We start from the raw sequence: 25759 nt of genomic DNA, 5'->3' as shown, positions 1-25759 counted from the left end.
ACGAGGCCTCGGATGCACGCAACCCCCTCGCCCGACGGGCGAGGGGGTTGCGGAACGAGGGTGTGTGATCAGCCGGCGACCTGTTTGGCGCGGGCGAAGACCTTCTCGATCTCCTCACGACGACCCGGCTGCTTCAGGGACAACGGCGAGGGGTGCGGAGCGTTGAAGGCGCTGTAGGTGTTGCCGAGCAGGGGCTCGACGTGCTTCCACCAACCGTCCTGGGCGTGGGGTCCGCAGAGGACGACGACGCGCAGGTTCTTGAGGAGGGGCAGGAGGGCACGCAGTTCCATCGCTCCCTGAGCGACCTCGGGCGCGTTCGGCTTCTTCCGCCCGGCGCTCAGGTACCACGGGACGATGTTCCACACCATGACGTCGTCGAAGCCGATGTCGTTCCGCAGATTCCAGAGGCTCTCGGCGATCGGGTCGTCGTTGTCGACCGAGGCGAAGCCGGATCCCGGGGCGTCGAGGCTGTCGGGGGCCAGGGTCCCCGGGGCGTCGAGGAGGATCAGTGTCTTCGCGTTGACGGCCGCATCGGCCGGGTCGACGAGCGGGAGGACGAGGTCCGCCTGCCGCCGTCCTCGGCGGGTCATCATCGCGTCCGACCAGTCGCGCAGCGGCGCGAGTGCCGGCGACTCGGCCAGCATGCGGTGTCGTTCGGCCAGTTCGTCGGGGTCTTGCAGCCCGCGAGGGGCATCCATATGCATCTTCCGAGCGTAGCCCGTGACGGCTGCCCCGTCATCGTCTGAGCCGGTTCTGAGGGTGAAGATGCTGCACAGGACGGCGGATCCGCGCCCGTCAAGCCGGGGTGGACCGGGTTGACGCGGGCCTAGGCTGGCCAGGATGACTGACGAGCGAACCGCCCCCGACGACCGGACGAAGTGGCGCGCGTTCGCCATCTGCGTGTCGGTCGCCGCCCTCACGATCCTCGACCTCTCGAAGGTCAACGTCGGACTGCCGTCGATCGAGGAGGCGCTCGACGCCGGCCCGACCGCCCTGCAGCTGATCGTCGCCGGGTACGCCCTGGCCTTCGGTCTGATCCTCGTGCCCGCCGGGCGCTACGGCGACCTGCACTCGCGGCGTCGCATGTTCATGATCGGCCTGAGCGTGTTCGGGGCGGCCAGTCTCGCCTGCGCCGTCGCACCGAGCGTCGGCATCCTCATCGGCGGGCGGATCCTCCAGGGCATCGCCGCGGGTCTGCTGATGCCGCAGGTCATCGGGCTCATCCAGCAGTTGTTCGTGGGGAAGGAGCGCGGCCGCGCTTTCGGTCTCTTCGGAGCCATCATCGGCCTCTCGACGGCGTTCGGACCGACGCTCGGCGGTCTGCTCATCGCCATCGGCGGCCCGGAGGACGGCTGGCGCCTGCTCTTCTGGATGAACGTCCCGCTCGCGATCGTCCTGTTGCCGATCGCCGCCCGACTGCTGCCCAAGCAGCAGCCGCACGAGGCGGGTGCCGGATCGCTCGACCCGGTGGGCATCGTGTTCCTCGGTCTCGCCGTGCTGTCGCTCATGCTGCCGTTCGTCCTGACGACCGGTTCTCCGGGCGACGACCCGGCGCGCTGGTGGTTGCTGGTCGCGTTCGCCGTCTTCGCCGGCCTCTTCGCCTGGTGGGAGGGTCGCTATCAACGCGCCGGGAAGACACCCGTCGTCGACTTCTCCCTGTTCAAGCTCGGCAGCTACCGCAACGGCGTCCTGATCTCCACGACGTACTTCGCGGCGATGCCGGCCACCTTCCTCACGCTCACGCTGTTCGTGCAGCAGGGGCTCGGGCTCGAGCCGGTCTTCGCGGGCATGATCACGATCCCGTTCGCCCTCGCCTCGGCCGTCAGCTCGTGGTTGAGCGGTCGGGTCGTCGACCGACTCGGACGTCCCCTGGTCGTCGGTGGGCTCGTGCTGGTCGTGGTGGGGTTCAGTCTCAACTCGCTCCTCGCCTTCATCACGCCCCCGGAGATCACGCCGTACGCGATGGGTGCCGCGATGCTGCTCGCCGGCATCGGCGGCGGCGCGGTCATCTCTCCGAACCAGACGCTGATGCTCGCGGACATCCCCGTGGCCTCCGGTGGTGTCGCCGGATCGATCGGTCAACTCGGCCAGCGCATCGGCACCGCGGTCGGACTCGCCGCCGCGACGGCCACCTTCTACGCGACCGTGTACTCGGAGAACGGCGGCGATGCGTCGGGGGCCTCGCTCGACGTCTATCACGACGCGTATCGCAACAGCACCCTCGTCACGATCGGCTTCGTGGTCGTGGCGCTCGTCTTCGCGCTGCTCGACACCCGTTCGCGGAAGGTCGCCGCCGACGCACCCGGATCCTCCAAGTAAGGGTGACCTGAGTTAGGGTAGCCTCAGTCGCGGCCGTCGGAGCCGCCGGAGGAAGGGGCTCGAGTGGCTCGCACGAATGCCGAGACGGCGCGCATCAAACCCGAGGCGGCGACACTCCTCACGCTGCGGGTCGTCCGCCGCTCGCGTATCTCGCCCAACATCGCCAGGGTCACCCTCGGTGGCGGTGACATCGCCGACTTCACGTTCCTCGGTTACGACCAGTGGTTCCGGTTCTTCATCCCGGTCTCCGAGGGCGGGCTCGAGCGGCTGCCGACCAAGCTCGACATGCTGGCCTACGCTAAGTACCTCGCGATCTCCAAGTCGGTGCGACCGGTGCTCCGGAACTACACGGTGCGGGACTTCCGGCGCGACGGCCCCCACGGGCCGGAGCTGGACATCGACTTCGTCATCCACGGGTCGGCCGCCGAGGGGACTGCGGGGCCCGCGGCGAGCTGGGCCCAGTCATGCGAGGTGGGCGATGCTGTGGCGCTGCTGGACGAGGGGCGCATGTTCAACCTCCCGGCGGACCTCGACCGGGTGCTGCTGGTCGCGGACGAGACCGGACTCCCCGCCGTCGCAGGCATCCTGACATCGCTTCCGGCGTCGACCGTCGGGACGGCGATCGTCGAGATCCCGTCCGCGGCCGACGCGCAGGACGTGCGAGTGCCGGACGGGGTCGAGCTGCGATGGGTGGTCCGAGAGGATCCGCACGACGTCCCTGGACGAGCGGCGCTGGCCGCCGCGACGGCCCTCGGCGTGCCGCCCGCCCCGTGCTACGGGTGGGTGGTCGGTGAGCAGTCTCTGGCCGCGAACGTGCGTCGGCTCTGGGTCCGTGGTGGCATGCCGAAGGACCGTGTCATGTTCTGCGGCTACTGGAAGGCCGGCAAGGCGCACTGATCGGCCGCCGGTGTCGGCGTTCGCGTCGACCGCGCGGTGAATTGGGTCGATCGCCCGAATTCGGGGTGTCCCCGACGCGCTGGGCTGACGGCTCCACTAACCTCACGACATGCCTTCTCCCGCCGGTGCGACCGGAAACACGATCGGCGCGCTGCCGACCGGTGTCGCGACGGGTCTGGTCCGGACGGTGACCGGCGGATCCGCCGACCGGGCGTTCGAGGTCGATGTCCCCGAAACGGCCACGAGGGCTGCGGACACGTCGTCGCACTCGCACGACGCCCTCCGCAGCTGGGACGTCGTCCGCTCCACCTTCCGACCAGGTGAGGCCCTGACCTTCGACGAGCGCTACCGGTACGCCCAGCTCCCCCTGATCGACGCCGACCACCCGCTCGCGCTCGACGCAAGCCCTGACGGCGTCTACCGTGGCGGGCGGTATGCCGAGGCGCGCCTGGCGGTCGTCGTCCCCGTCCCGATCGAACGACTGTTCGTCGATCCGATCTTCCTGAGCTACGAGGCCGATCTCGCCTCGGCACCCTTCGCCCCCAAACTCGCCCGAGGCATCGAGCTCCGACGCGCCCACCGCTTGCACGCGACGCTCTCGTCCATCGACGCGGACTCCGGGTTCCTCGACGGGCTGCGGACGAGCGTCGGCGCGTTCACGCCCTTCCGGGTCAGGCTGGCGGGCCCCGTCATCGGCGGCTTCAACCGCGGACGCTGTTACCTCCCCGCCGTCGCGGACGCCTTCGCCCCCATCCAGCGGGCCGTCGGCGGGCGTCCAGCACCGCTCGTCGGGGTGGGCCTGCACCACTTCCGCGATGAGCTCGACGCTGCCGAGACCGCGGCGCTCGCCGCATTCCTCGAGCGTTGGCGCGACGTGACCCTGTTCGAGTGGACGGTCACCGAGCTGGCGATCACCTCGACCAACGACGATCTCGTGCTGAGCGGGCGCACGCTCGCGCGCATTCCGCTCCACGCGGCCGACTGACACGCCGCGTCTCCGGGGTCAACTCGCGGTGAGTCTCCTGACCATCGGGAGGTCGGGGGTCGCCCAGTCGAGTTCGCCGAGCTGCTCGCGCGTGACCCAGCGCAGTTCGTCGTGATCGGTGCTGTGGGTCGGGGGCGCACCGCGGAAGACGACCTCGTAGCAGGCGAGGTCGATGACGAGCTCGCCCACGGCGACCGTGGAACGGTCCAGCAGTGCGCCCACAGCGACGTCGGCGTGGAGCTCCTCGAGCAGCTCGCGAGCCAGCGCGTCCTGCGGCTGCTCATCGGCCTCGACCTTGCCGCCGGGGAACTCCCACAGTCCTCCGGACGCCCGCCCGGGTGCCCGCCGACATGCGAGCACGGTGTCGTCCTGTGAGGCGACACCCGCGACGACCTGGATCGTGGTGGTCATCATGCGCTCCCGTCCCGTGGCGTCGTGGTCGCTGTCCAGGCTAGGGGACGCGGGATCGAGGACGCCCGACGCCGCTCCACAGAGAGCTCCCCCTCGGCTGACGACAGCCTGCGTCCCGCGGCGGTGCTGTGGTCGGTGGTGCGTGCCAGACTGACAGCGATCGGAGGCGGACCAGCCCCCGCAGCAGTCGTCTCGAAAGGCACCCACCGCACCGATGTTCCTCCTCGACGGTTCCGCCATCACGAGCGCCAGCGACCTCTCCAACGCCTCCTACTGCGAGTTCGCCTTCCTGCGCACGGTCGACGCGAAGCTCGGTCGGATCGAACCGATCGTCGAGCCCGAGGACGAGATGCTCATGCGGACCTCCAAGCTCGGCGACCAGCACGAGCTGCGCGTCCTCGAGTCCTACCGCGCCGAGTTCGGTACCGGCGTCGTCGAGCTCGACCGCCCCGACGTCCGAGACGCGGTGGCGCTCGCCGCAGCCGTCCAGTCGACGATCACGGCGTTCCGCGACGGAGCCCCGGTCGTCTTCCAGGCCGCGTTCTTCGACGGATCGTTCATCGGCTTCGCCGACTTCATCGTGCGCCGGCCCGACGGCCGGTATCGCGTGCAGGACACCAAACTCGCGCGCTCACCGAAGGTGACCGCCCTCCTCCAGCTCGCCGCCTACGTGGAGCAGCTGGAGACGGCCGGGATCCCGGTCGACGACGACGTCGACCTCATTCTGGGAGACGGCACCGTCAGCACCCACGCGGTGGCCGACATCCTGCCGGTGTACCGTCGCCGTCGTGCGCGCCTGCTGCGGATCGTCGCCGAACGGCTCGAGGCCGACGGGCCGATGGCCTGGGGCGACCAGCGCTACAGCGTCTGCGGACGATGCGCGTGGTGCGACGCCGAGATCACGGCCTCACGCGACGTCCTGCTGGTGGCCGGCCTCCGGTTGACGCAGCGCGACCGCCTGCTGGCGGCCGGCATCGCCACGATCGAGGATCTGGCGTCGCTCACGCTCACCGGATCGAACGAACGACCGGGGCAGCACGGGCCGTCGGGTGGCGCCGGCGGGACGGTCGACGGCATCGCCGAGAGCACGCTCGCCGCGCTGCGAGAGCAGGCGCACCTGCAGCTCGAGCCGTCACTTGCCGCCGGCGTGCCGGCGTTCCGCGTGCACGACGCCACGGCGCTCGGACTCCTGCCGCAACCCGATCCGGGCGACGTCTTCTTCGACTTCGAGGGCGACCCGCTGTACACCGAGGGCGAGCCGGGCGACGCCCGCCGGGGCGACCGCACGAGGTGGGGCATCGACTACCTGTTCGGTCTCGTCGACACCGACGGCCGGTTCCGATCCTGGTGGGCGCACGACTTCCATGAGGAGCGCACGGCCCTGATCGACTTCCTCGCCTACCTCACCGCCCGTCGTGCCGAGTTCCCGGGCATGCACGTGTACCACTACGCCGCGTACGAGCGGACGCACCTGCTCTCGCTGGCCGCTCGGCACGGCGTCGGGGAGGACACGATCGACGACCTCCTCCGCGAGGCCGTGCTCTTCGACCTCTACCCCTTCGTCCGGAAGACGGTGCGCGTCGGTTCTCGGTCGTACTCGATCAAGAAGCTCGAGCCGCTCTACATGGGCGAGGACCACCGCGACAGCGACGTCACCGACGCCGCTGCATCCATCACCGCCTACGCGGAGGCGCGGGAGCTGAGTCGGAGCGACGACCCGGAGCTCGTCGCCGAAGGCGAACGGAAGCTCGCGGAGATCGCCGAGTACAACGCGTACGACTGCGAGTCGACCCGTCGACTGCGGAACTGGTTGCTCGACCTCGGTGCGGAACGGGGCGTGCTTCCCGGCACCTTCGTCACCGACGCACCCGAGCCCCTCGTGGACGAACCGACGCCGCTTCACGACGCGCTGACGGCGTTGGCCGGAGACCCCCTCGACCCGGAACGCACCGCCGACGCCACCGCGTATGCGCTCGCGGCCGCCGCCATCGACTACCACCGGCGCGAGCACAAGTCGTTCTGGCAGGAGCACTTCTCCCGACTCATCGCCGCGCGCGACGAATGGGAGGACACCCGGAACGTCTTCACCGTCACCTCGGGAGTCGTCGAGCGCGACTGGTTCCGCGAGGGGCGGCAGCGCAGCGACCGCCGTCACGTCCGACTCCGCGGCCGATGGGCTCCCGGCAGCAGTGTGAAGGTCGGCGCCGACCCGTTCGCGGTCTACGACCACCCGGGACCGTACACGCTCCCCCGCGCCGAGCCCGGCTCGCGACCGGCGGGGCAGATCACGGTCCTCGAGGTCGACGACGACTCCCTGCTCATCCAGGAGACGCTCAAGACGGATCGTGAGCCCTACACGGAGCTGCCGGTCGCGCTCACGCCGTCTCCTCCCCCGCGACCCGGAACACAGGTCGATGCGATCGCCGAGTGGGGGCAAGCGGTCCTCGACGCCTCTCCGGAGTGGCCGGACGACGGCGTCGTCGACATCCTGCGGCGACGGCCGCCCCGCACGAGCTCGGGTGAGCCGCTCCCCCACCGTGGAGACGGACGGACGATCGAAGACGTGACCGCCGCGTTGCTCGACCTCGACGACTCGGCGCTCGCCGTCCAGGGGCCGCCCGGAACCGGCAAGACCTACGTCGCCTCGCACGTCATCACGGCCCTCGTGCAGCAGCACGGCTGGCGGATCGGGGTCGTGGCGCAGTCGCACGACGTCGTCGAGAACCTCCTCGAGCGTGTGGTGAAGGCGGGGCTCTCTCCCGCGCTCGTGGCGAAGACCCTGCGATCCGGTGCCGACCCGGATGCGGAGCGCGGCTACACGGTCCTTCCGGCCAATGGTCATGGCGCGTTCATGGCCGAGCAGGCCGGCGGCTTCGTCATCGGCGGCACGGCCTGGGACTTCAGCAACCCCAACCGGTTCGACCGGAGGTCGCTCGACCTGCTCGTCGTCGACGAAGCCGGCCAGTTCTCGCTCGCGTACACGATCGCGGCGAGCGTCGCCGCGCGGAACCTCCTGCTCCTGGGCGACCCGCAGCAGCTGCCGCAGGTGAGCCAGGGGACGCATCCCGAACCGATCGACACCTCGGCCCTCGGATTCGTGGCCGACGGTCGCGACGTCCTCCCTCCGGAACTCGGCTACTTCCTCCACGAGACCTGGCGGATGGACGCCGCGGTCACCGAGCCGGTCTCGCGCTTGTCGTACGGTGGCGAGCTGCGCTCAGCAGCGGCCACGACGAAGCGGCGTCTGGAGGGTCGTGCGCCGGGACTGCACGTCGTCCCGGTCCACCACGTCGGAAATGCGACGAGTTCGCAGGAGGAGGCCGACCGCGTCGCCGAACTCGTCCGGTCGAGCATCGGGCTCCGCTGGACCGATCCGGATGCCGGCCGCATCGACGACCCGGTGAGCGAGGCCGACATCATCGTCGTCTGTCCCTACAACGCCCACGTCGCCGTCGTCCGTGCGACGCTCGACGCGGCCGGGTTCGACGCGGTGCGCGTCGGGACCGTCGACAAGTTCCAGGGTCAGGAGGCCGTCATCGCGATCGTGTCGCTGGCCGCGTCCTCCCCCGCCGACGTCCCGCGGGGCATGTCGTTCCTGTTGATGAAGAACCGACTGAACGTCGGGATCTCCCGCGCCCAGTGGGCGGCGTACCTCGTGCACTCCCCCGCGCTCACCGAGTACCTACCGGTCACGCCGGAGGGTGTCGCCGAGCTCAGCGCCTTCATCCGATTGGTCGACGGCCACTGACCAGCTCCGCCGGGGCTGTGGAGGGGCGAGGATTCCGTCGCGCTGCGTCCGTGCGCCCGTTCTGCGCCGCCTTCGCGAGCCACCGCTGACGCTGCTCCACGGTCGAATCCTTCACCCGACCGAACCGGTTCACGGCGACGGGCTTGATCCCGCAGAACCGGAGGGTGGTGGTACGGAGTTGCTTCACCGTCGTGTCGCCGACGAGCGGCAGGTACCACGAGGGCGAGTCCGACGTGACGATCACCCGACCGGTACGGCCCGCCAGCAGCCCCTCAGGGAGGCCGTTCGACTTCATCCGGTAGGCGCGACGGGGCAGCAGTAGGCGATCGAAGAAGCCCTTGAGCAGCGCGGGCACCGATCCCCACCAGACCGGAGCCACGATCACGATGTGGTTCGCGGCGAGGATCTGCTCCCACGCCCGTTCGAGGTCGGGCTCCAGGTCTTGACGGCGGGTGTAACCGAGGCGGAGGTTCGGGTCGAACGCGAGGTCGCGGACGGCGAGGACGGTCGCGTCGCCGTGCGCCTCCGCGTAGCTCGTGGCGAGGGCGGCGCAGAGGGACCCGGGGTTCGGGTGTCCGTCGATGACGAGGGCGGGCATGAGTTCTCCAACAGTTGTAGGTCTGGACAGTGCCAAGAATCTGGACACTGTCCACTTCCGGCCGGAACCGACTCTACGGGTACGATGTTGCTTGTGTCAAGATCGACGACGGCGTACCACCACGGCAACCTCGGGCCGGCGCTCGAGGACGCTGCGCTCGAACTCATGCGGACGCAGGGCCATGCCACGCTGAGCCTGCGAGAGGTCGCACGCCGTGCCGGGGTCAGTCACAACGCGCCGTACCACCATTTCGGCGACCGCACCGCGCTCCTGAAACGGTTGAGCGAACGCGGCATGGCCGAGCTCCTGGACGCCATGCGCGAGGAGCGGCAGGCGACGGCGGGTCGAGACCCACAGGAGGCGGCCGTCCGGATCGGTTCGACGTATGTGCACTACGCGGCGCAGCATCCGGAGCGGTTCCGCCTGATCTACGACCCCGAAGTCTGTGTCCCCGGTTCGCCCAGCGAGGCGATGGCGCCACTCATCGGTGGCGTCGAAGCGCTGCTCGCCGAGACGACGGCGTCGCTGGCGCCCGGCGCCGAGCCGCAGGTCATCGCCGCTCTGACCACGGCGGTCTGGGCCGCGGTCCACGGGCTCGCAGAACTCGTCGTCGCCGGACACATCTCCGAGGCGGCGGCCCGACCCGCGCTGGAGGCGTTGCTCACGCGACCCTGAGGTGGCGTCCCGCATGGAGCGTTTGCACGATCATCATCCGGGAAACGGTCGGGAAGCTCAGAGGCCGTTCATGGTCGAACCAGACGATTCACTCGGATTGTGGGAGTCAGATGATCTCAGCACCCCCGCCGAGAGGAATCCCCGTGAACACCACCCCAGATCCAGAACGCCCTGAGTCGCGACCAGCGGACGGCACGCAAGCGCAGCAGCCGTCGCCCGCACCCGACCCGTACCAGCCGCCCACCGGCTCGTATCAGCCCCAGCCCGGGGCGGACGTCACTCCCCCGGCCGGCTACCCCGGCAACACGACCGGCGGCGGTCCACGACGCGAGCCCACGACGCCGTTCGGTTACGCCACGGCTCCCCACGCGACGAGCGGTCACGTGTGGCCCGGTCATCACCAGGGCCCGCAGGGTCAGTACGGACCGTACGCCGCCGGCCAGGGCCAGTACGCGCCCTCCGGCACCTGGCAGCCCCAGCCGTACGGACAGCAGACGATCCCCCAGCCGCCGTCGACCACGGCAAAGAAGCAGCCCATCGGCTGGATCATCGCCGCCGCGACAGCCGCCACGGTGGTGTCCCTCGTGACCGGTGGCCTCGGCCTCGCCTCGCTGGCGGCCGGAGCGTTCCAGAGCGTCGCCGCCTCCTCACAGGTGACGGAGACGGTGCCGGACGAGGGCGGTCAGAGCTTCCGCGCTCCCGGTGGCCAGCCTGGCCCGCAGCAGGCGACGCCGGATGCCGCGACGGCGAGCACCCGGAGCGCCACCGCCGCGGAGTCCGTGGGAGTCGTCGACATCGACACCGAGCTGGCCTACCAGGGGGCCGCCGCCGCGGGAACCGGGATGATCCTCACCGCGGACGGCCAGATCCTGACCAACAACCACGTCGTCGCGGGAGCGACGAGCATCGTCGTGACCGTCGTGGCGACCGGGGAGAAGTACGACGCACGCGTCGTCGGGACGGACGCCACGAACGACGTCGCGCTCCTGCAGCTCGACGGCGCCTCGGGACTGGACACCGTGGCGATCGACGACGACGGCGGCGCAGCCGTCGGTGACGCCGTCACCGGGGTCGGGAACGCGGGAGGCACGGGTGGGACACCCAGCGCGGCGGACGGGTCCGTCACCGCCCTCGACCAGGACATCACGGTCCAGGATGAGACGACCGGGGCCGGCAAGCAGCTGACCGGATTGATCCAGACGGACGCGGACATCCAGTCGGGCGACTCCGGCGGGCCGCTCTACGACTCGGAAGGCGAGGTCGTCGGCGTCGACACCGCTGCCTCCTCCGGTGGGACCGACATCGACGGATTCGCCATCCCGATCGACGACGCGTTGTCCATCGTCGACCAGATCCGTACCGGCGTCGCGACCGACACCGTCTCGATCGGCTACCCGGCCTTCATCGGGATCGGTCTGGCCGCGTCCGGCGCACCCCAGACCGTGCCGGGTGCCGTGGTCGGTTCGGTGATCGAGAACACGCCGGCGGCGTCGATCGGCCTCGCAGCCGGCGATGTCATCACCGGCCTCAACGGTGTCGCCATCGACTCCGCGGAGACCCTGACGGCGACCATGGCGACGCTCGAGCCCGGTCAGACGGTCTCCGTCACCTGGACCACGGCGAGTGGGACCTCCCAGACCGCGGACGTGACGCTGATCGAGGGCCCGGTCGGCTGATCGCGCGCTCGGGACGCTCGACGACTCCTCACCTCCGGCCCGCCGCCGGATCCGAGGAGTCGTCGACGTCTGACCAGTAGGCTCGGGAGGCGGTGCCTCGCCGCGTCCACCGGAAGGAACCGCTCGTGACCCGCTTCCTCGGAGTCGACCTCGCCTGGGGCGAGGGGACCGGCTCCCGCGCGGCGAACGAGTCGGGACTGGTGTGCATCGACGAGACCGGGACCGTCATCGAGGCCGGGTGGGCCGTGGGGATCGACGCCGTCGTCGCCTGGATCGTCGCCACCGCCTCACCGGGCTCCGTGATCGCGGTCGACGCCCCACTGCTGGTCCAGAACGAGACCGGCATGCGTCTCTGTGAACGCGAGGTCGGCCAGCGGTACGGGCGCTGGCAGGTCTCGGCCTACCCGTCGAACCTCGGCCTGCCCGCGCTCGGTGGTGTCGCGCTCTTCTCTGCGCTGGAGGCGGCGGGGTTCCAGTACTTCGACGGACTGAGCACGCCCGCGGCGGATGCCGTCGTGTTCTTCGAGGCCTATCCCCACACCACGTTGGTGGGTGCCGAAGAGTTCGGGTACCCGGATGCGCGGCCCCGCTACAAACGCCTCGACCCCGGTCTCCCTGTCGCCGAGCGACGGCGACGCCGCGCGGAGGTCTGCGACGACCTCGTCTCGCGCCTGCAGGCGCTGACCTCGGCGACTCCGCCACTCGACCTCGACACCCACCCGGTGACGGCGCTCCTCGTCGCGGAACCGTCGCCGCTGAAGGAATCGGCGCACAAGCACCGCGAGGACCTCATCGATGCGGCCATCTGCGCGTGGACGGCATCCGCCTGGTCCCGTTGGGGGCTCGAACGGTTCCAGGTCCTTGGCGCCTCGGATGCTCCGGACGACCGTGGGCGCGTTCCGACGCTCCTCGCGATGGCGCGACCCGAACAGCGCTCGAAACCGGGCATTCCCATCTCGGCATATATCACTTCGTCTCCACAATAGGCATCTTCGCCGCCAGTGGAGCCGATCTCCCGGCAAACCACAACGAACCACGATCTCAATGAAGGACATATGAAGAAGAAGGAATACGCTCAGCCCGAGGCTCCAAAGGAATCGAATACGATCGAGTTCGTCCCCGGCGGAGCGGCAAACGCCGACGCGTCACCTGCGGCCTCGACGCGGGCGCCCTCCCCCGCTCCGACGACCGTCGAACTCCTGCGCAGTGCCACCTGGCACCTCGAGCACGCACGGGTGGTGGGCCACCCCGACGATGTCGAGTTCGAAGCGGCGAGGTCGGCGTTGGCGGAGGCCGTCTTCGACCTCGAGCACGTCCAGTACGGGGAGACGACTCGCGGCTAGGGCACCCGTCAGGCGGGTCCTGAGCCCGATCGGCGCCGTGTCTCCCGTTCCGCGCGTGCGCGTCGCTCGAGGATGTCGTTGCGAACCCAGCGGATCAGCAGCGACATGGCGAGCGACAGGAACAGGAACGCCGCCGCGCCCAGGGCGTAGGAGATGAAGTCCGTGGGGATGAACGTCGTGCCGAGCACGAGTGCCGAGGGCGGCCACTGGTCGGCGAGTGCGGCCGGCACGCCCGTGGCCTGGAAGCACTCGATCGCCGCCGAGAAGACGAACGCGCCGAGGGCGATCTGCCACAGCGGACGCCGTGGGGCGGCGAAGGCGAGGAGGAGCGCGACGAGGACCGTGTACAGCGCGTTGGTCACGGGGTTCGCCCAGGCTGCCGCCACCGACCAGTGCACCGTCAGCCCGGCGACGATCGTGATGATGGCTGCGCCGAGGAGCAGCGCGCGCTTGAGCGAGGTGGCGGGGCGCGGCCCCTCGTCCGTCTGGTCGGGTGCGTCGGTCATGCTTTCGTCCTCCGGGTGCGTCGTTGTCGCCCACGGGCCCAGTCACGGGCCTCGGTTCCGGAGAGGGCGAGGATGATGGAACAGTCGACCGCGAAGCCGATCAGGTTGGTCTGCAGGGTCAATCCGCCGGCGCCGGCGACATAGCTCGCGGCGAGGGTGGCGATGGACGTCGAGCTGAAGGTCATGGCGAGCAGGCGCGCGAGATTGCCTCCCCGATGGACCCGCCAGGCGAGGACGAGGTAGCAGAGCGTCACCACGGCCGACAGGGCCAGCACGGCCCCGACCACCCACGGGATGAGGACGACGTCGTCAGCCGTCGCGGCTGTCGCGCGGGCCTCCGAGATGACCTGCTTCCAATCGGAGACCAGGAGGGCGCCGGAGAGCACGGTGGACAGCGCCGCGACGACCATGAGGACCACGCCGACGGTGGTGTCCAAGGGCCGCGGGTCGCCGGCCCGGATGAGGGAGCGCGTCGGGGGAGCGTCGGCGGCCGGCAGGGTCGCCGCCGGCGGCACGACCACGGCGCTGAGATCGATGATCGGCAGGTCGCCGTCGGTGACGATCGCGTCGCCTCCGCCGTTCCGCGAGTGGTAGCCGGTGGAGAAGTTGTCGATCACGGACGTCGACGCCCCGAGGTCCGCGGCCGCGATCGACGCGACGATGTGATCGCGTTCGTCGTCGACGTCGTCGGCGATCCGATGGGTCACCTGCAGGGTGAAGACGCTGATGCCGACCGATCGGTCGTACGTCCCGGCGGCCAGCCAATCCGCCTGGTAGCCGCCCGGGAGCAGCCAGCCCTCGGGGGTCGGCCAGAACCGGACGTGGTGCCGCTTCCCCGGACTGCCGTCGACCTCCTGCTGGTAGCAGAACGCCTGGGGACGACCGAACAGGTAGAGCGACGAGACGGGTGCCTCGGAGTAGCTGCGCCTGGTCAGCGTCGAGGTCACGATCCGGAGGTTCGCGCGCAGGCCGAGGTCGTCGGCGAGCGTCCAGCCCGCCGAGAGCATCGCCATGTGGATCTGCTCCTCCCGACCACGGAGGCCGAGGTTCACGGGATCACCGAGGATGCCCTCGCGCGTGCGAGTGCGTCCGATGAAGTAGTCGGGCAGGTAGACGCGCGACAGCACGGTGTGCAGGCGGGGGAGGATGAGGTAGGCGATGACGAGGTAGATGACGAGGATGAACCAGGCTTGGGCCCAACCGCGGGCGAACGCCTCGGTGAGCAGCACGTACGCCAGGAAGACGGCCGCAGCCGTGCCGAAGGCGAAGAACCAACCGTCGACGATGCGTGCGATCCGTCCGCGACGATCCTCGGACAGGCCGCTTGCGGGCCCGATGAGGTCGCTGCGGGTCTTCGTCACCCGTCCAGGGTAGGGCCTGGTGCATCCACGTGCCGGGTGCGTGGGTGGTGGGAGGATGGTGGGATGGACTCCGTCGCCCACATCACCGACCTCGCCGACTTCATCGTCGCCTCGCCCACCTCGTATCACGCGGTCGCGGAGAGTGCTCGGCGCCTCACGGCGGCCGGCTTCACCCGGCGGCTCGAGACCGAGTCCTGGGACGGCGGCGCCGGCCGGTTCTTCGTCGAACGCGAGGGCGCGGTGATCGCCTGGGCGCAGCCCGAGCAGGCCCACGCCACGACGCCGTTCCGCATCCTCGGCTCGCACACCGACTCGCCGAGCTTCAAGCTCAAGCCGAAGCCGACGACCGGCGCTCACGGGTGGCTGCAGGCCGGCGTGGAGGTCTACGGGGGTCCGCTCCTCAACTCCTGGCTCGACCGCGAGCTCGAACTCGCCGGACGCCTGGTGACGCTCGACGGCACCGTGCACCTCGTCCGGACCGGCCCGTTCCTGCGCATCCCGCAGCTCGCCGTGCACCTCGATCGAGGTGTCAACGACGGCCTGGTCCTCGATCGTCAGCGCCACCTGCAGCCGGTGTACGGGGTCGGCGACCTCGCCCACGCCGACGTGCTCGCGCACCTGGCGACGATCGCAGGTGTCGACCCCAGCGCGATCGCCGGGTACGACGTGCTCGTCGCCGACACCCAGGAGCCTCGGCGATTCGGTCTCGACGGTCAGCTGTTCGCCGCCGGACGCATGGACAACCTGACCTCGGTCCACGCGGGACTCGCGGCGTTGCTGGCCGCGAGCGACGGGGGAGCGACGGACGACGCCGGACACATCACGGTCTTCGCCGCCTTCGACCACGAGGAGCTCGGTTCGGCCTCGACGTCCGGTGCCAGCGGTCCGTTCCTCGACGACGTCCTCACCCGCATCGGCGCATCACTGGGCGCGACGACGTCCGAACGGCTCCAGGCCTATGCGGCCTCCTGGTGCCTGTCAGCAGATGCCGGCCACGCGATCCACCCGAACTACCCGGAGCGCCACGACCCGGCCAACCGTCCGATCGCCGGTGGCGGGCCACTGCTCAAGATCAACGCGAACCAGCGTTACGCCACCGACGCCCTCGGGGCCGCACTGTGGGCCCGGAGCTGCGCCGCCGCAGGTGTGGCCTCACAGGACTTCGTGTCGAACAACACGGTACCGTGCGGCTCGACCATCGGCCCGCTCACCGCGACGCGGCTCGGCATCCGGGCGGTCGACGTCGGGACGCCGCTGCTGTCGATGCACTCCGCCCGCGAGCTGTGCCACATCGACGATCCGACCGCTCTGAGCGCAGCGGTCCAGGCGTTCTTCCGGGGCGCCTGAGCCGCGCCGCAGCAGGAGATCCGCGCGGGAGCAGGACATCCGAAGGCGGACGGTCCTGCTCCGGCGCTGATCTCCTGCTACCGGGCCGGGCTCAGCCCAGTTCGCGCAGTCGCAGACGACGTCCGTCGGGGCTCGCGTCCGGGTTCACCTCGACGAGGTCGGAGCGCGAGTTGATGAAGTCGCTGAACGAGCGGTAGCCGAGCGGCTTCTCCTTGAACGCCGGATCCATGCGGATCATCTGGTTCTTCACCTCGGCGTTCAGGAGCCAGTCCTCGTCGTCGTTCTTGGCGTGCACGAGGCGGAGCGCGCGCACGAGGAGCTCGGTCGCCGCACGCTGTGCGTCGGGGCCGGAGGGGTCCGCGGTCTCCTCGTCGGTGTCGTCCAGGTCGTCGGCGTCGCGGTGGCTGAAGACCGGTTCAGTGAAGAGGCCGCCGATGCGGGGAGGTGTCTGGGCGACCGGCGCTTCGGCCGTCGGCGTGGACCCGGACGAGGCGCGACGACGCCCGCCGGACTTGGGCGCGGACTTCGGCGCCTCCTCCGGGGAGACCTCCGCCGTGCTCTCGACGGCGGCAGGGGTCCGGGGCGTGCGCGTGACGACCGGCCGGACGATCCCGGGGATGTCGTCGTAGTCGGAGAACTCGTCACACGCCGCCATGAGCGCACGACTCGTCGCACCGGCGACACCGATCCCGATCACGTGGCGTCCGAGGCGTCGGCAGCGCTGCGCGAGGGAGATGTAGTCCGAGTCGCCTGCGACGATCACGATGTGCGTGAGGTCGGGGAGGCGGAAGAGGTCCTCGACGACGTCGACGGCGAGGCGGATGTCGGCACCGTTCTTCATTGCCTTCGTCGTGGGGAACATCTGCGTCAGGTCGACCGCGCGGTCCACGAGGTCCTTCTGATACGCGGAGTTGACCGGCTCGGACCAATCGGCGTAGGAACGGCTGATGACGATGTTCCCGAACGACGAGGTGTAGTCGAGGATGGCGCCCACGTCGACGCGAGCGGCCTGCAGGCGCTCGGAGATCTCGTCGCCTTCGGGTGCGGCGGAGGGCACGTGGGACCGCGCGCGATCCCGGCTGAACGCCGCCTTCCCGTAGAGCTGGTTGTAGCGCGAGATGACGATGTTGTCGAAGTCGATGTAGACCGCGACTCTGGGCGTTCCGGTTTCTGCCATGACTCCATCATCCTCTGGTGGCCCGCGAATCGGCGACTTCAGTCCTCCACAGCCCCGCTTGCGGGGCTCCTCTCCACCGCTGCTGCGCCGGCCAGGCCGTGACCGACCTGGGCTGCGTACCGTGGTCGCATGCCCAGTCACGCCGTCGACATCTTCAGCCCAGGGTCGCAACCCAAGTTATACCCGGTTATACTCTCACCTGTGAAGACCGCCATCTCGTTGCCCGATGAACTGTTCACCCGCGTCGAGGCTCGCGCCGCCGAGCTCGGTGTCAACCGGTCCGAGTTCTTCGCGGCGGCGGCGAGTCGGTATCTCGACGAGACCGATGCCGCCGGTCTCACTGACGCAGTGGACACCGCGCTGCGGCGTGCGGGAGTCGCTTCAGCGGAGGAAGCACGGGGCGTCGCCGCGGCCGGACGCGACCGCCTTGCCGAACTCACTGCCGGAGACGATTGGTGATCCGCCGCGGTGACATCCGGTGGGTCGATCTCGGCCCTCGCGAACGGGGGAGTGCGCCCGCCGGTCGGCGCCCGGTCGTCGTCGTCCAACATGACGCCTACACGCGGAGCGCACTCCGGACCGTGATCGTCGCGGTCGTCACGTCGAACACGGCGCTCGCCGAGCTCCCGGGCAACGTGTTCCTCCCTGCGACGGCTTCCGGCCTGCCGAAGGACTCGGTCGTGAACACCACGCAGCTGCTCACCCTCGATGAGGACGACCTCGGTCCGGCCGCCGGGAGGGTTCCCGTCACCCTGTCACTGGATCTGGACGCGGGGCTCCGGCGAGTGCTGCACCTCTGAGGTGGTGCCGGAGCGATCGGCTCAGAGGTGGCCGGTGAGCTTTCCGTGGAACGCCGAGCTGCGTTCGTCGAGTCCGGTGAACACGACCTGCTTGCCGTGTGCGGCGTACTTCTCCTGCACGGCGTCGAGGACGGCGACGCTCGAGGCGTCCCAGATCTGCGAGGCGGTGAAGTCGACGACGACTTCCGCAGGATCGGCGGCGTAGTCGAACTGCTCGACCAGGTCGTTGCTACTGCCGAAGAACAGGGGGCCGATGACGCTGTAGCGGACGGAGGCGGCGTCGTCCGCGAGGACCCGGCGGACGCGGATCACGTGGGCCACGCGCCGCGCGAAGAGCACCATCGCGAGGACGGCTCCTGCAGCGACGCCGATCGCGAGGTTGTGTGTGATGACGACCACCGAGACGGTCACCACCATCACGACCGTCTCGGGGATCGGCATCCGTCGCAGGGTCGCCGGGCGCACGCTGTGCCAGTCGACGGTCTTGATGGCGACGATCATCATCACGGCGGCCAGCGCGACCATCGGGATCTGCGCCATCACCGGGCTGAGCGCGGTCACGAGCAGCAGGAGGAAGACGCCGGCGACGAATGTGGAGATCCTCGTCCGAGCTCGACCCAGTTTGACGTTCACGACCGTCTGACCGATCATCGCGCAGCCGGCGATCCCGCCGTACCAACCGGCCAGGATGTTGGCGACGCCGAGGGCCCACGACTCACGCCCCTTCGACGAGGTCGTGTCGGTGATGTCGTCGACGAGCTTCGCTGTGAGGAGGGTCTCCATGAGCCCCACGAACGCGACGCTCAGCGCGGTCGGCCAGATGATGCCGAGCGTCTCGAGGTTCAGCGGCACGAGCAGCGCGGTCAGGCCGGGGAGGCCGCCGGAGACGTCGCCCTGGTCGCCGACGGTCGGCACGGCGGCGTGCGCGATCATCGTGATCGCGGTGACGACGACGATGGCGACGAGTGGCGCCGGCACCGCGGTCGTGAGCTTGGGGAGCAGCAGGACGATCAGCACCGTGATGACGAACAGCGGGTAGACGAGCCACGGGACGCCGAGCAGGTGGGGGACCTGGGCGACGAAGATGAGGATGCCGAGCGCGTTGACGAACCCGATCATCACCGAGCGGGGGATGAACCGCATGAGCCGGGAGAGACCGGTGACGCCGAACACGATCTGGATGAGGCCCGCGAGGATGACGGCGGGGAGCAGGTACTCCACGCCGTGTTCCTTGACGAGCGGCGCGACGACGAGGGCGACGGCTCCCGCGGCGGCCGTGATCATCGCCGGACGCCCGCCGAGGATCGACATCGAGATGGCGAGCACGACGGAGGCGATGAGGCTGACCTTCGGGTCGACGCCGGCGATGATCGAGAACGAGATGACCTCGGGGATGAGCGCCAGCGTCGTCACGATCCCGGCGAGGATCTCGACACTGAAGGCCCTGGGGTTCCGCAGGGTCGCGATGACGCCCGGGCTCGGGCGGACGGCGGTGCGCATGGGGGCGTCGGGCTGACTCACCGTGCAAGCCTAGGCTCGTTCGCAATGCAGGACGCACCGGGCGAGTCGCTGCTGGTGCCGGAGGGGCGCGTCGCGACACGCGGCGACCGTCCTGAGTTGTGAACCGTCGGTCAGCTCCGCAACCAGGCCTCGAGACCGTCCGCGCTGATCGGGAGTGCTGCGGAGAGCACCTCGTGGCCGGTGGCGGTCACGAGCAGGTCGTCCTCGATCCGGACGCCGATACCGCGCAGCTCCGGCGGCACGGTGAGGTCGTTCGCGTGGAAGTAGAGGCCGGGTTCGACCGTCAGGACGGCGCCCGGCTGCAACGGCTCGTCGAGGTACCGCTCGTCGCCGATGCGGGCGCAGTCGTGCACGTCGAGTCCGAGATGGTGGCCGGTGCCGCTCGGCAGGTAGCGGCGGTGCTGCTGGCCGTTCGGCGACATCGCCTCGTCGACCGACACCTGCAGGATGCCGAGGTCGCGGAGGCTCGTGGCGATCTGCTCGTAGGCCGTGTTCCGCATGTCGATGAACGACCGGCCGGGGCCCACCTCCGACATCGCGGCGCGGTGGGCCCGCTCGACGTGGTCGTGGACCTCGCGCTGGGCCGCGGTGTAGGACCCGCTCGCCGGGAAGGTCCTCGTGACGTCGGCGGTGTACAACGAGCGGGCTTCGACGCCGGCGTCCATGAGGATGAGATGCTCGGGGAGGACCGGACCGTCGCAGCGCGTCCAGTGCAGCGTGGGAGCATGCGGTCCGCTGCCGATGATCGTCGAGTACCCGACACCGTTGCCGAAGGTGCGGGCGTGGCGCTCGAAGGTCGACTGCAACCAGCGTTCTCCGCCGAACTCGATGGCGGCGGGCAGTTCGCGCACGACCGAGCGGAACCCGCCCACCGTGGCGTCCACGGCGGCGCGGAGCTGCGCGATCTCCCAGTCGTCCTTGACGAGCTTCGCGGCGGACAGGGCGATGAGGAGCGCTCGCGACGCCGCGAATCGACCGTCGACCCTGGGCTCCGGGGCGCCTGCGCGGAGCGCGTCGGCGGGTACGAGGGCGAGGGACTCGTCCAGTACCTCGAGCGAGCGGACCTCGATGCCGAGCGCCTCCGCCCACTGGGGGAGTCCGGCGGACGGGCCGATCCAGAGCTCGCCGCGCATGGCGTCGGCGTAGAACGCCTCCTCACCGGGACCGACGGGCTCGGCGAGGTACAGCGTCGCGTCGTGCCCACCGGCGGTCGGCCGCATGACGAGGACGGCGCCCTCCGCCTGACAGGAGGTGAGCCACACGAAGTCGCTGTCGGGCCGGAACGGGAACTCGGTGTCGTTCGCGCGCGTCACGGCGCGTCCCGCGGTGACCACGAGCCACCGGCCGGGGAACTGCGCGCTGACGACGTCGCGGTGACGCCCGGCGGCTGCGCCGGCACCCTCGGCGAGGTCGACGGAGCGGTCCACCGCACCCCAGCTCGTCGCGAGGTACTCGCGGAACGCGTCGTCCCGGGGGAGCGGCTGGGTGCGGGGGTCGCGGAACTGCAGGCTGTCTGGACACATGGAGATCAGTAAGCCACCCGCGGTGGACGCCGTCAAGCTGCGACGCCTGGAGCCAGCGGAACATCTCGTCGGTGTCGTCAGATCCGGCGTTTCGTCCTGTCTGACCGGCTCAGGTGATGGACGGGATGGACGGATCGTCGGCAGGTTGACACCTGTTCGGACGCCTCCGCAGAATGACGGCATGACAGGAACCGCCGACACCGGCACCAGTGCCACGCTCGATTTCAACCTCGATGCGAAGGTGTTCGACATGGTGTCGTCGTCCGCGAGCGTCGTCGACGCCGACGCGCCCACGCGATTCGTCTACCACGAGACGCACGGCGTGCTGTGGGGCGAATACGTCGGCGACACCGTCTCCGTCGGACGGTTCTGCGGGGTGCGCGCCGGCGAACGCATCGACATCTCGTTCGTGCACCGCAACCGTGCCGGCGACCTGACGACGCGCGGCGAAGCGAGCTCGATCATCTCCCGCGCCGAGGACGGCTCGTTCGTCCTCACCGAGGACTTCATCGGCCCGGACGGGCAGGCCCACGTCAGCGTCTGTCGGGAGATCGCCGCCGCCTGAGCCGGTCAGGACGGGCACGCCACCGTCGCCCGGTCAGCGTCCGCGTCGCTCCGGCACCCGCTGGGCGCGCTCGTCGCTCGTGCGGACGAATCGCGTCATGCCGAAGCGCTCGCCGGAGTCCTCGACGCTAGTGCGTTCGGACCTCGTCATGCGGAGCGACACGTTCGACCGCTCCTCGTCCATGAGGAAGACGGTCGTCGTCGCCTTGATGGACGGCCACTGTGCGAGCCGGGTGGCGACCAGTTCGTGGATCGCCGCCACATCTGGGGCCCGGATCAGCATCATCGCGTCGTGCTCGCCGGTCGTGACGGCGAAGTACTCCAGCTCCGGGACCGAGGACAGCCGCGCGCGGAAGTCCGCCCATTGGCTCTGGCGCAGCGTGATGAAGACCATGGCCGCGACACCGAGCCCGACCGTGGCCGGCTCGATCTCCGCGTGGACCCCCTTCAGGACGCCGGCGCGGAGCATCGCCTCGTAGCGCGAGTAGGCGTTCGAGCGGGAGATCCCGAGTTCCTCCGCGAGCGCGGCGACCGAAGCCCGCCCGTCCTCCCGGAGCAGCTCCAACATGCGGATGTGGGTGTCGTCGAGTTGCATCGATTGCTCCAAACGTCCAGATTCGGCGGTGGTCCTGGCGGTCGATTGAGAGGATATGGCAGATTCGCCGCGAAATCGAGACAATTCTTCTTTGGTAACGGCTTGTGGATTGACGAATGATCGCGTATCGCACTACTTTCAGCTCATCCCTCCAACCAGATAAGGAGCTCCACCTTGTCACGATCCTTCAGCCGCACAAGCCGGCGCGGCATGGCGGCCCTCGGCCTCGCCCTCGCCGCCGGCCTCGCGCTCAGCGCCTGCTCCCCCTCAGGTGGCTCCGATGACAGCGCGGGCAAGTCGCTCGTCGTCGACGCGTCCTTCGACCTCAAGACCGCCGACCCGAACCGCGAGTACGAGACGACCGGCTCGATCGTCGCGAAGGCGCTCTACGAGACCCTCCTCACCTTCAAGGGCGACGACGTCACCGCCCCCGTCGACGGCCTCGCGAGCTACGAGATGAACGCCGACAACACGGTGATGACCCTCACGATGAAGGACGGCAAGAAGTTCTCCGACGGCTCCGACGTGACCGTCGACGACGCGGTGTTCTCGCTGCAGCGCGTCCAGGGCGTGAAGGGCAACCCGTCCTTCCTGCTCGACGGCGTCACGATCGAGAAGACCTCGGACACGACCCTCACGCTCACCTCGGCGACGCCGAACCCCGCCCTCCCGTTCATCCTGCCGAACCCGGCCCTCGGCGTCGTGAACAAGAAGGTCGTCGAAGAGAACGGTGGCAGCGCGACCGCCGACGACGCGGCCGAGTCGTTCCTCAACACCACTTCCGCGGGCTCCGGCCCGTACAAGCTCGAATCCTTCGACGCCGCCTCGCAGGTCGTCTTCACGGCGAACCCCGAGTACACGGGGACCAAGCCCGCGTACGAGCGCGTCGTCCTCCGCAACGTGCAGGGCCCGACCCAGAAGCTCAACGTCGAGGCCGGTGACTCGCAGGTCGCCCTCGACCTGAACCCCGACCAGGTCTCCGAGCTCGACGACTCGAAGGTGAAGATCATCGCGAACCCCTCGCGCTACATGATCTTCCTCATGCTCAACCAGGACCCCGCGATCAGTGACATCACGAGCAACCCGAAATTCCTCGAGGCCGTCAAGCTCGGCATCGACTACGACAAGATCGTCGACCTCGCCGGCGACGGTTCCGTCCGTCCCGGTGGCTTCATCCCCTCGATCTTCAACGGTGCGCTCGACGCCGCCGACGGCAACCAGTTCGACGCCGATGCGGCGAAGGCTGCGCTCAAGGAGTCCGGCTACGCGGGCGAAGCCGTCACGCTGAACTTCCCGAACGACATCACGGTGCAGGGGCTCTCGCTCCAGAGCATCGCCGAGTCGGTCCAGGCGCAGCTGAAGTCGGTCGGCATCACCATCACGCTGGCCCCGGCTCCGGTCGCCACTGAGCTGGACGCATACCGCGACGGCAAGGAGACCGTGGGTCTCTGGTACTGGGGCCCGGACTTCCCGGACCCGTCGAACTACCTCGCGTTCACGCCGGGTGAGCTCGTCGGCCTCCGTGCGGGCTGGCCGGCAGGCGCCGACCCGACCGTGACCGACCTCGCGAACGCGGCGCTCGCCGCGACCGACACGGACGCCCGTGCCGCCGCGTACCAGGACCTCCAGAAGGCGCAGAACGCGAGCGGACCGTTCATCCCGCTCCTGCAGCCGGCGCAGAACGTGGTCACCGCGACCACGATCACCGAGGTTCCGCTGAACCCGACGTGGACCGTCGATCTTGCCGGAATCAAGTAGCGTCGCACCGACGACGTCCAGCGCGCGAGCGGGTCTCCACCCGCTCGCGCGCTACCTCGGCATCCGGCTCGGACTCACGGTCCTCCTGATGTTCGGGGTGACGCTCGTCACCTTCACGCTGACCAACCTCGTCCCCGCGGACCCCGTGCAGGCGGCGCTCGGTGAGCAGGCCGCAGCGGATCCGACGATCGTCGCGCAGTTCCGCGAGAACGCCGGCCTCGACAAGCCACTGCCCGTCCAGTACGTCACCTACGTCGCGAACCTGTTCCAGGGCGACCTCGGGACCTCACAGCAGACCCGCGGCGCCGTCGCGGACGAACTCGGTCGCGCCTTCCCGGCCACGGCCGAACTGGCGCTCACCGCCATCGTCATCTCGATCGTCATCGGCGTCGGCCTCGGCATGTGGGCCGCGCTGCGCCGCAAGACGATCACCGACCAGGTCATCCGGGTCGTGAGCCTCATCGGCATCTCGGTGCCGTCGTTCTGGCTCGCACTCGTCGTCTACTTCGTGTTCTTCTCCCAGCTGCACTGGTTCCCGGGCTCCGGGCGACTCTCGCCCGCGGCGATCCCGCCGACGAAGGTCACCGGGATGTACACGATCGACGCGTTGCTCGCCGGCCAGTGGTCGACCTTCGGCGACGCCATCGCCCACCTGATCCTGCCCGCCTCGGTTCTGGCGCTCTACACGATCGGCCTGCTCACCCGGTTCGCGCGGTCGGCGATCCTCGAGGTGCTCGACCTCGACTACGTGCGTGCAGCGCGGGCGAAGGGCCTTCCCGGCCACGTCGTCGTGACCCGGTACGTCCTCCGCGGGGCGCTCGTCCCCATCATCACCGTGCTCGGCGTCGCCTTCGGGTCGCTGCTGTCCGGAACGGTCCTCGTCGAGAAGGTGTACTCGTGGCACGGCCTCGGCGAGTACGCGTACTCCGCGGCGACCAAACTCGACCTGCCCGCGATCATGGGCGTCGGGCTCATCGTCGGCTTCGTGTACATCGGCCTGAACTTCCTGGTCGACGTGCTGTACGGCTTCATCGACCCGAGAGTGAGGGTGGCATGACCGACGTCCTCGCCGTCCAGACCAAGCGCAAGGGCCGCCTCCGCATCTCGAAGCAGCTGCGCACCCCGCTCGCCGTCGCGGGTGGTGTGATCGTGCTCTTCTGGCTGCTCGTCGCGGTGCTCGCGCCGTGGATCCGGCCGTTCGACCCGCTCGCCCAGGACTTCGACCGGCTGCAGGCCCCGAGTGCCGCGCACTGGTTCGGCACCGACCAGGTGGGCCGCGACGTCCTGTCCCGGGTCGTCAGTGGCGCGCAGGTCTCGATCCCGCTCGCCCTCATGCTCGTGATCTTCGCGATGCTCATCGGTTCGCTCCTCGGGGCGATCGCCGGCTACTTCGGCAAAGCCCTCGACGAGACCATCATGCGGATCGCCGACCTCGTGTTCGCGTTCCCGACGATCATCCTCGCGATGGTCATCGCCGCAGCGCTCGGCCCGAGCCTCACGAACGCCGTCATCGCGATGCTCATCGTGTCGTGGCCGGCCTATGCCCGCGTGACGCGTTCGCTCGTCATCGGAGCCAGGGGTGCCGAGTACGTCATCGCCGGTCGTCTGCTCGGCAACGGACCGTTCACCTCGCTCGGCAAGGACATCCTGCCGAACGTCGTGTCGCCGGTCGTCGTGCTCGCCACACTCGACGTCGGTACGGCCATCCTGCTGTTGTCGGGTCTCTCGTTCCTCGGCCTCGGTGCCGTCCCGCCGACGCCGGACTGGGGCGCGATGGTGTCCGACGGGGTGCAGAACTTCTCCTCCTGGTGGATCGCGGTCTTCCCGGGACTCGCCATCCTCACGGTGGTGCTCGCCTTCAACTTCCTCGGCGACGCCCTCCGCGACGCCCTCGACCCCCGGTCGCAGGAAGCCGTGCAGGGGCGCGCGCTGTGAGCGGCGCGCGCGGTGCGAGC

General features: G+C 69.6%; 24 protein-coding genes. 15 read left to right on the top strand and 9 right to left on the bottom strand.

The annotated features are described in order from the left end of the window. Positions 1 to 68 precede the first annotated feature (68 nt). On the bottom strand, positions 69 to 704 hold the full coding sequence (locus IFU30_RS00750; protein WP_158596626.1) for a uracil-DNA glycosylase: 636 nt from the start codon (positions 702 to 704) through the stop codon (positions 69 to 71). A 136-nt stretch (positions 705 to 840) separates the two neighbouring features. Here IFU30_RS00750 and IFU30_RS00745 point away from each other — a divergent pair, with 136 nt between their 5' ends. The 3 genes from IFU30_RS00745 to IFU30_RS00735 all read left to right on the top strand — a co-directional run bounded on the left by IFU30_RS00745 (position 841) and on the right by IFU30_RS00735 (position 4201). Continuing rightward, positions 841 to 2319: an MFS transporter gene (locus tag IFU30_RS00745; protein WP_192003982.1), complete on the top strand. Its 1479-nt coding sequence runs from the start codon at positions 841 to 843 to the stop codon at positions 2317 to 2319. 63 nt (positions 2320 to 2382) lie between these two features. Next, positions 2383 to 3216, top strand: a complete 834-nt coding sequence (locus IFU30_RS00740) for an SIP domain-containing protein (RefSeq protein WP_192003981.1) — start codon at positions 2383 to 2385, stop codon at positions 3214 to 3216. A 109-nt stretch (positions 3217 to 3325) separates the two neighbouring features. Next, positions 3326 to 4201 carry a hypothetical protein gene (locus tag IFU30_RS00735; RefSeq protein WP_192003980.1) on the top strand — a complete coding sequence of 292 codons (876 nt, stop codon included), beginning with the start codon at positions 3326 to 3328 and terminating at the stop codon, positions 4199 to 4201. An 18-nt stretch (positions 4202 to 4219) separates the two neighbouring features. Here the strand turns inward: IFU30_RS00735 and IFU30_RS00730 are convergent, their stop codons facing one another. Next, positions 4220 to 4612 carry a (deoxy)nucleoside triphosphate pyrophosphohydrolase gene (locus IFU30_RS00730; protein WP_192003979.1) on the bottom strand — a complete coding sequence of 131 codons (393 nt, stop codon included), beginning with the start codon at positions 4610 to 4612 and terminating at the stop codon, positions 4220 to 4222. A 214-nt stretch (positions 4613 to 4826) separates the two neighbouring features. Between IFU30_RS00730 and IFU30_RS00725 the strand changes: the two genes are divergently transcribed. Beyond that, on the top strand, positions 4827 to 8360 hold the full coding sequence (locus IFU30_RS00725) for a TM0106 family RecB-like putative nuclease (protein ID WP_192003978.1): 3534 nt from the start codon (positions 4827 to 4829) through the stop codon (positions 8358 to 8360). Here the strand turns inward: IFU30_RS00725 and IFU30_RS00720 are convergent. Next, positions 8335 to 8958, bottom strand: a complete 624-nt coding sequence (locus tag IFU30_RS00720) for an NAD(P)H-dependent oxidoreductase (protein ID WP_192003977.1) — start codon at positions 8956 to 8958, stop codon at positions 8335 to 8337. The genes IFU30_RS00725 and IFU30_RS00720 overlap by 26 nt on opposite strands. 93 nt (positions 8959 to 9051) lie before the next feature. Here IFU30_RS00720 and IFU30_RS00715 point away from each other — a divergent pair, with 93 nt between their 5' ends. The 4 genes from IFU30_RS00715 to IFU30_RS00700 all read left to right on the top strand — a co-directional run bounded on the left by IFU30_RS00715 (position 9052) and on the right by IFU30_RS00700 (position 12652). Further along, complete coding sequence (locus IFU30_RS00715) at positions 9052 to 9633, top strand: TetR/AcrR family transcriptional regulator (protein ID WP_342450778.1); 582 nt, start codon at positions 9052 to 9054, stop codon at positions 9631 to 9633. A gap of 143 nt (positions 9634 to 9776) precedes the next feature. Beyond that, positions 9777 to 11309, top strand: a complete 1533-nt coding sequence (locus tag IFU30_RS20790) for a S1C family serine protease (protein ID WP_342450777.1) — start codon at positions 9777 to 9779, stop codon at positions 11307 to 11309. A 125-nt stretch (positions 11310 to 11434) separates the two neighbouring features. Further along, complete coding sequence (locus IFU30_RS00705) at positions 11435 to 12295, top strand: DUF429 domain-containing protein (RefSeq protein ID WP_192003974.1); 861 nt, start codon at positions 11435 to 11437, stop codon at positions 12293 to 12295. A gap of 69 nt (positions 12296 to 12364) precedes the next feature. Beyond that, positions 12365 to 12652: a hypothetical protein gene (locus tag IFU30_RS00700; RefSeq protein ID WP_192003973.1), complete on the top strand. Its 288-nt coding sequence runs from the start codon at positions 12365 to 12367 to the stop codon at positions 12650 to 12652. 8 nt (positions 12653 to 12660) lie between these two features. On the opposite strand, the gene IFU30_RS00695 is transcribed toward IFU30_RS00700, so the two are convergent. Beyond that, positions 12661 to 13158 (bottom strand): ribosomal maturation YjgA family protein, encoded by a 498-nt coding sequence (locus IFU30_RS00695; protein WP_192003972.1) that lies wholly within the window; start codon positions 13156 to 13158, stop codon positions 12661 to 12663. Further along, positions 13155 to 14519, bottom strand: a complete 1365-nt coding sequence (locus IFU30_RS00690; RefSeq protein WP_236555309.1) for an LssY C-terminal domain-containing protein — start codon at positions 14517 to 14519, stop codon at positions 13155 to 13157. Before IFU30_RS00690 ends, IFU30_RS00695 begins: the two co-directional genes overlap by 4 nt. A gap of 63 nt (positions 14520 to 14582) precedes the next feature. On the opposite strand from IFU30_RS00690, the gene IFU30_RS00685 reads away from it, so the two are divergent. Next, complete coding sequence (locus IFU30_RS00685) at positions 14583 to 15866, top strand: M18 family aminopeptidase (RefSeq protein ID WP_192003971.1); 1284 nt, start codon at positions 14583 to 14585, stop codon at positions 15864 to 15866. 91 nt (positions 15867 to 15957) lie between these two features. Here IFU30_RS00685 and IFU30_RS00680 read toward each other — a convergent pair whose 3' ends face one another. After that, complete coding sequence (locus tag IFU30_RS00680; protein ID WP_079704288.1) at positions 15958 to 17043, bottom strand: NYN domain-containing protein; 1086 nt, start codon at positions 17041 to 17043, stop codon at positions 15958 to 15960. Positions 17044 to 17244: 201 nt separating this feature from the next. On the opposite strand from IFU30_RS00680, the gene IFU30_RS00675 reads away from it, so the two are divergent. Together IFU30_RS00675 and IFU30_RS00670 are read left to right on the top strand one after the other, a co-directional pair. Then, on the top strand, positions 17245 to 17502 hold the full coding sequence (locus tag IFU30_RS00675) for a CopG family ribbon-helix-helix protein (RefSeq protein WP_159876470.1): 258 nt from the start codon (positions 17245 to 17247) through the stop codon (positions 17500 to 17502). Further along, on the top strand, positions 17499 to 17843 hold the full coding sequence (locus IFU30_RS00670) for a type II toxin-antitoxin system PemK/MazF family toxin (protein WP_274498837.1): 345 nt from the start codon (positions 17499 to 17501) through the stop codon (positions 17841 to 17843). The genes IFU30_RS00675 and IFU30_RS00670 overlap by 4 nt, the downstream gene beginning before the upstream one ends. A gap of 21 nt (positions 17844 to 17864) precedes the next feature. On the opposite strand, the gene IFU30_RS00665 is transcribed toward IFU30_RS00670, so the two are convergent. After that, positions 17865 to 19343 carry a SulP family inorganic anion transporter gene (locus IFU30_RS00665; RefSeq protein WP_192004735.1) on the bottom strand — a complete coding sequence of 493 codons (1479 nt, stop codon included), beginning with the start codon at positions 19341 to 19343 and terminating at the stop codon, positions 17865 to 17867. Between the two features lie 131 nt (positions 19344 to 19474). Next, complete coding sequence (locus tag IFU30_RS00660; protein ID WP_192003970.1) at positions 19475 to 20887, bottom strand: aminopeptidase P family protein; 1413 nt, start codon at positions 20885 to 20887, stop codon at positions 19475 to 19477. Between the two features lie 181 nt (positions 20888 to 21068). On the opposite strand from IFU30_RS00660, the gene IFU30_RS00655 reads away from it, so the two are divergent. Beyond that, positions 21069 to 21452 (top strand): hypothetical protein, encoded by a 384-nt coding sequence (locus IFU30_RS00655; RefSeq protein WP_197977347.1) that lies wholly within the window; start codon positions 21069 to 21071, stop codon positions 21450 to 21452. Between the two features lie 33 nt (positions 21453 to 21485). On the opposite strand, the gene IFU30_RS00650 is transcribed toward IFU30_RS00655, so the two are convergent. Beyond that, a complete protein-coding gene (locus IFU30_RS00650) occupies positions 21486 to 22046 on the bottom strand; it encodes an Lrp/AsnC family transcriptional regulator (protein WP_079003723.1) in 561 nt (186 codons plus the stop codon). Between the two features lie 174 nt (positions 22047 to 22220). On the opposite strand from IFU30_RS00650, the gene IFU30_RS00645 reads away from it, so the two are divergent. From IFU30_RS00645 to IFU30_RS00635, 3 genes are read left to right on the top strand one after another with little or no spacing between them, the layout of a single operon-like run. Beyond that, positions 22221 to 23804, top strand: a complete 1584-nt coding sequence (locus tag IFU30_RS00645) for an ABC transporter substrate-binding protein (protein WP_197977346.1) — start codon at positions 22221 to 22223, stop codon at positions 23802 to 23804. Beyond that, complete coding sequence (locus IFU30_RS00640; protein WP_249404618.1) at positions 23788 to 24861, top strand: ABC transporter permease; 1074 nt, start codon at positions 23788 to 23790, stop codon at positions 24859 to 24861. Before IFU30_RS00645 ends, IFU30_RS00640 begins: the two co-directional genes overlap by 17 nt. Beyond that, positions 24858 to 25739 carry an ABC transporter permease gene (locus tag IFU30_RS00635; RefSeq protein ID WP_079704282.1) on the top strand — a complete coding sequence of 294 codons (882 nt, stop codon included), beginning with the start codon at positions 24858 to 24860 and terminating at the stop codon, positions 25737 to 25739. Before IFU30_RS00640 ends, IFU30_RS00635 begins: the two co-directional genes overlap by 4 nt. Positions 25740 to 25759 lie beyond the last annotated feature (20 nt).

Source organism: Plantibacter sp. CFBP 8798, assembly GCF_014841195.1.
Taxonomy (GTDB): domain Bacteria; phylum Actinomycetota; class Actinomycetes; order Actinomycetales; family Microbacteriaceae; genus Plantibacter; species Plantibacter auratus.
Note: the sequence above shows the minus strand (reverse complement) of the source record. Positions and strands in the feature narration are given on the sequence as shown.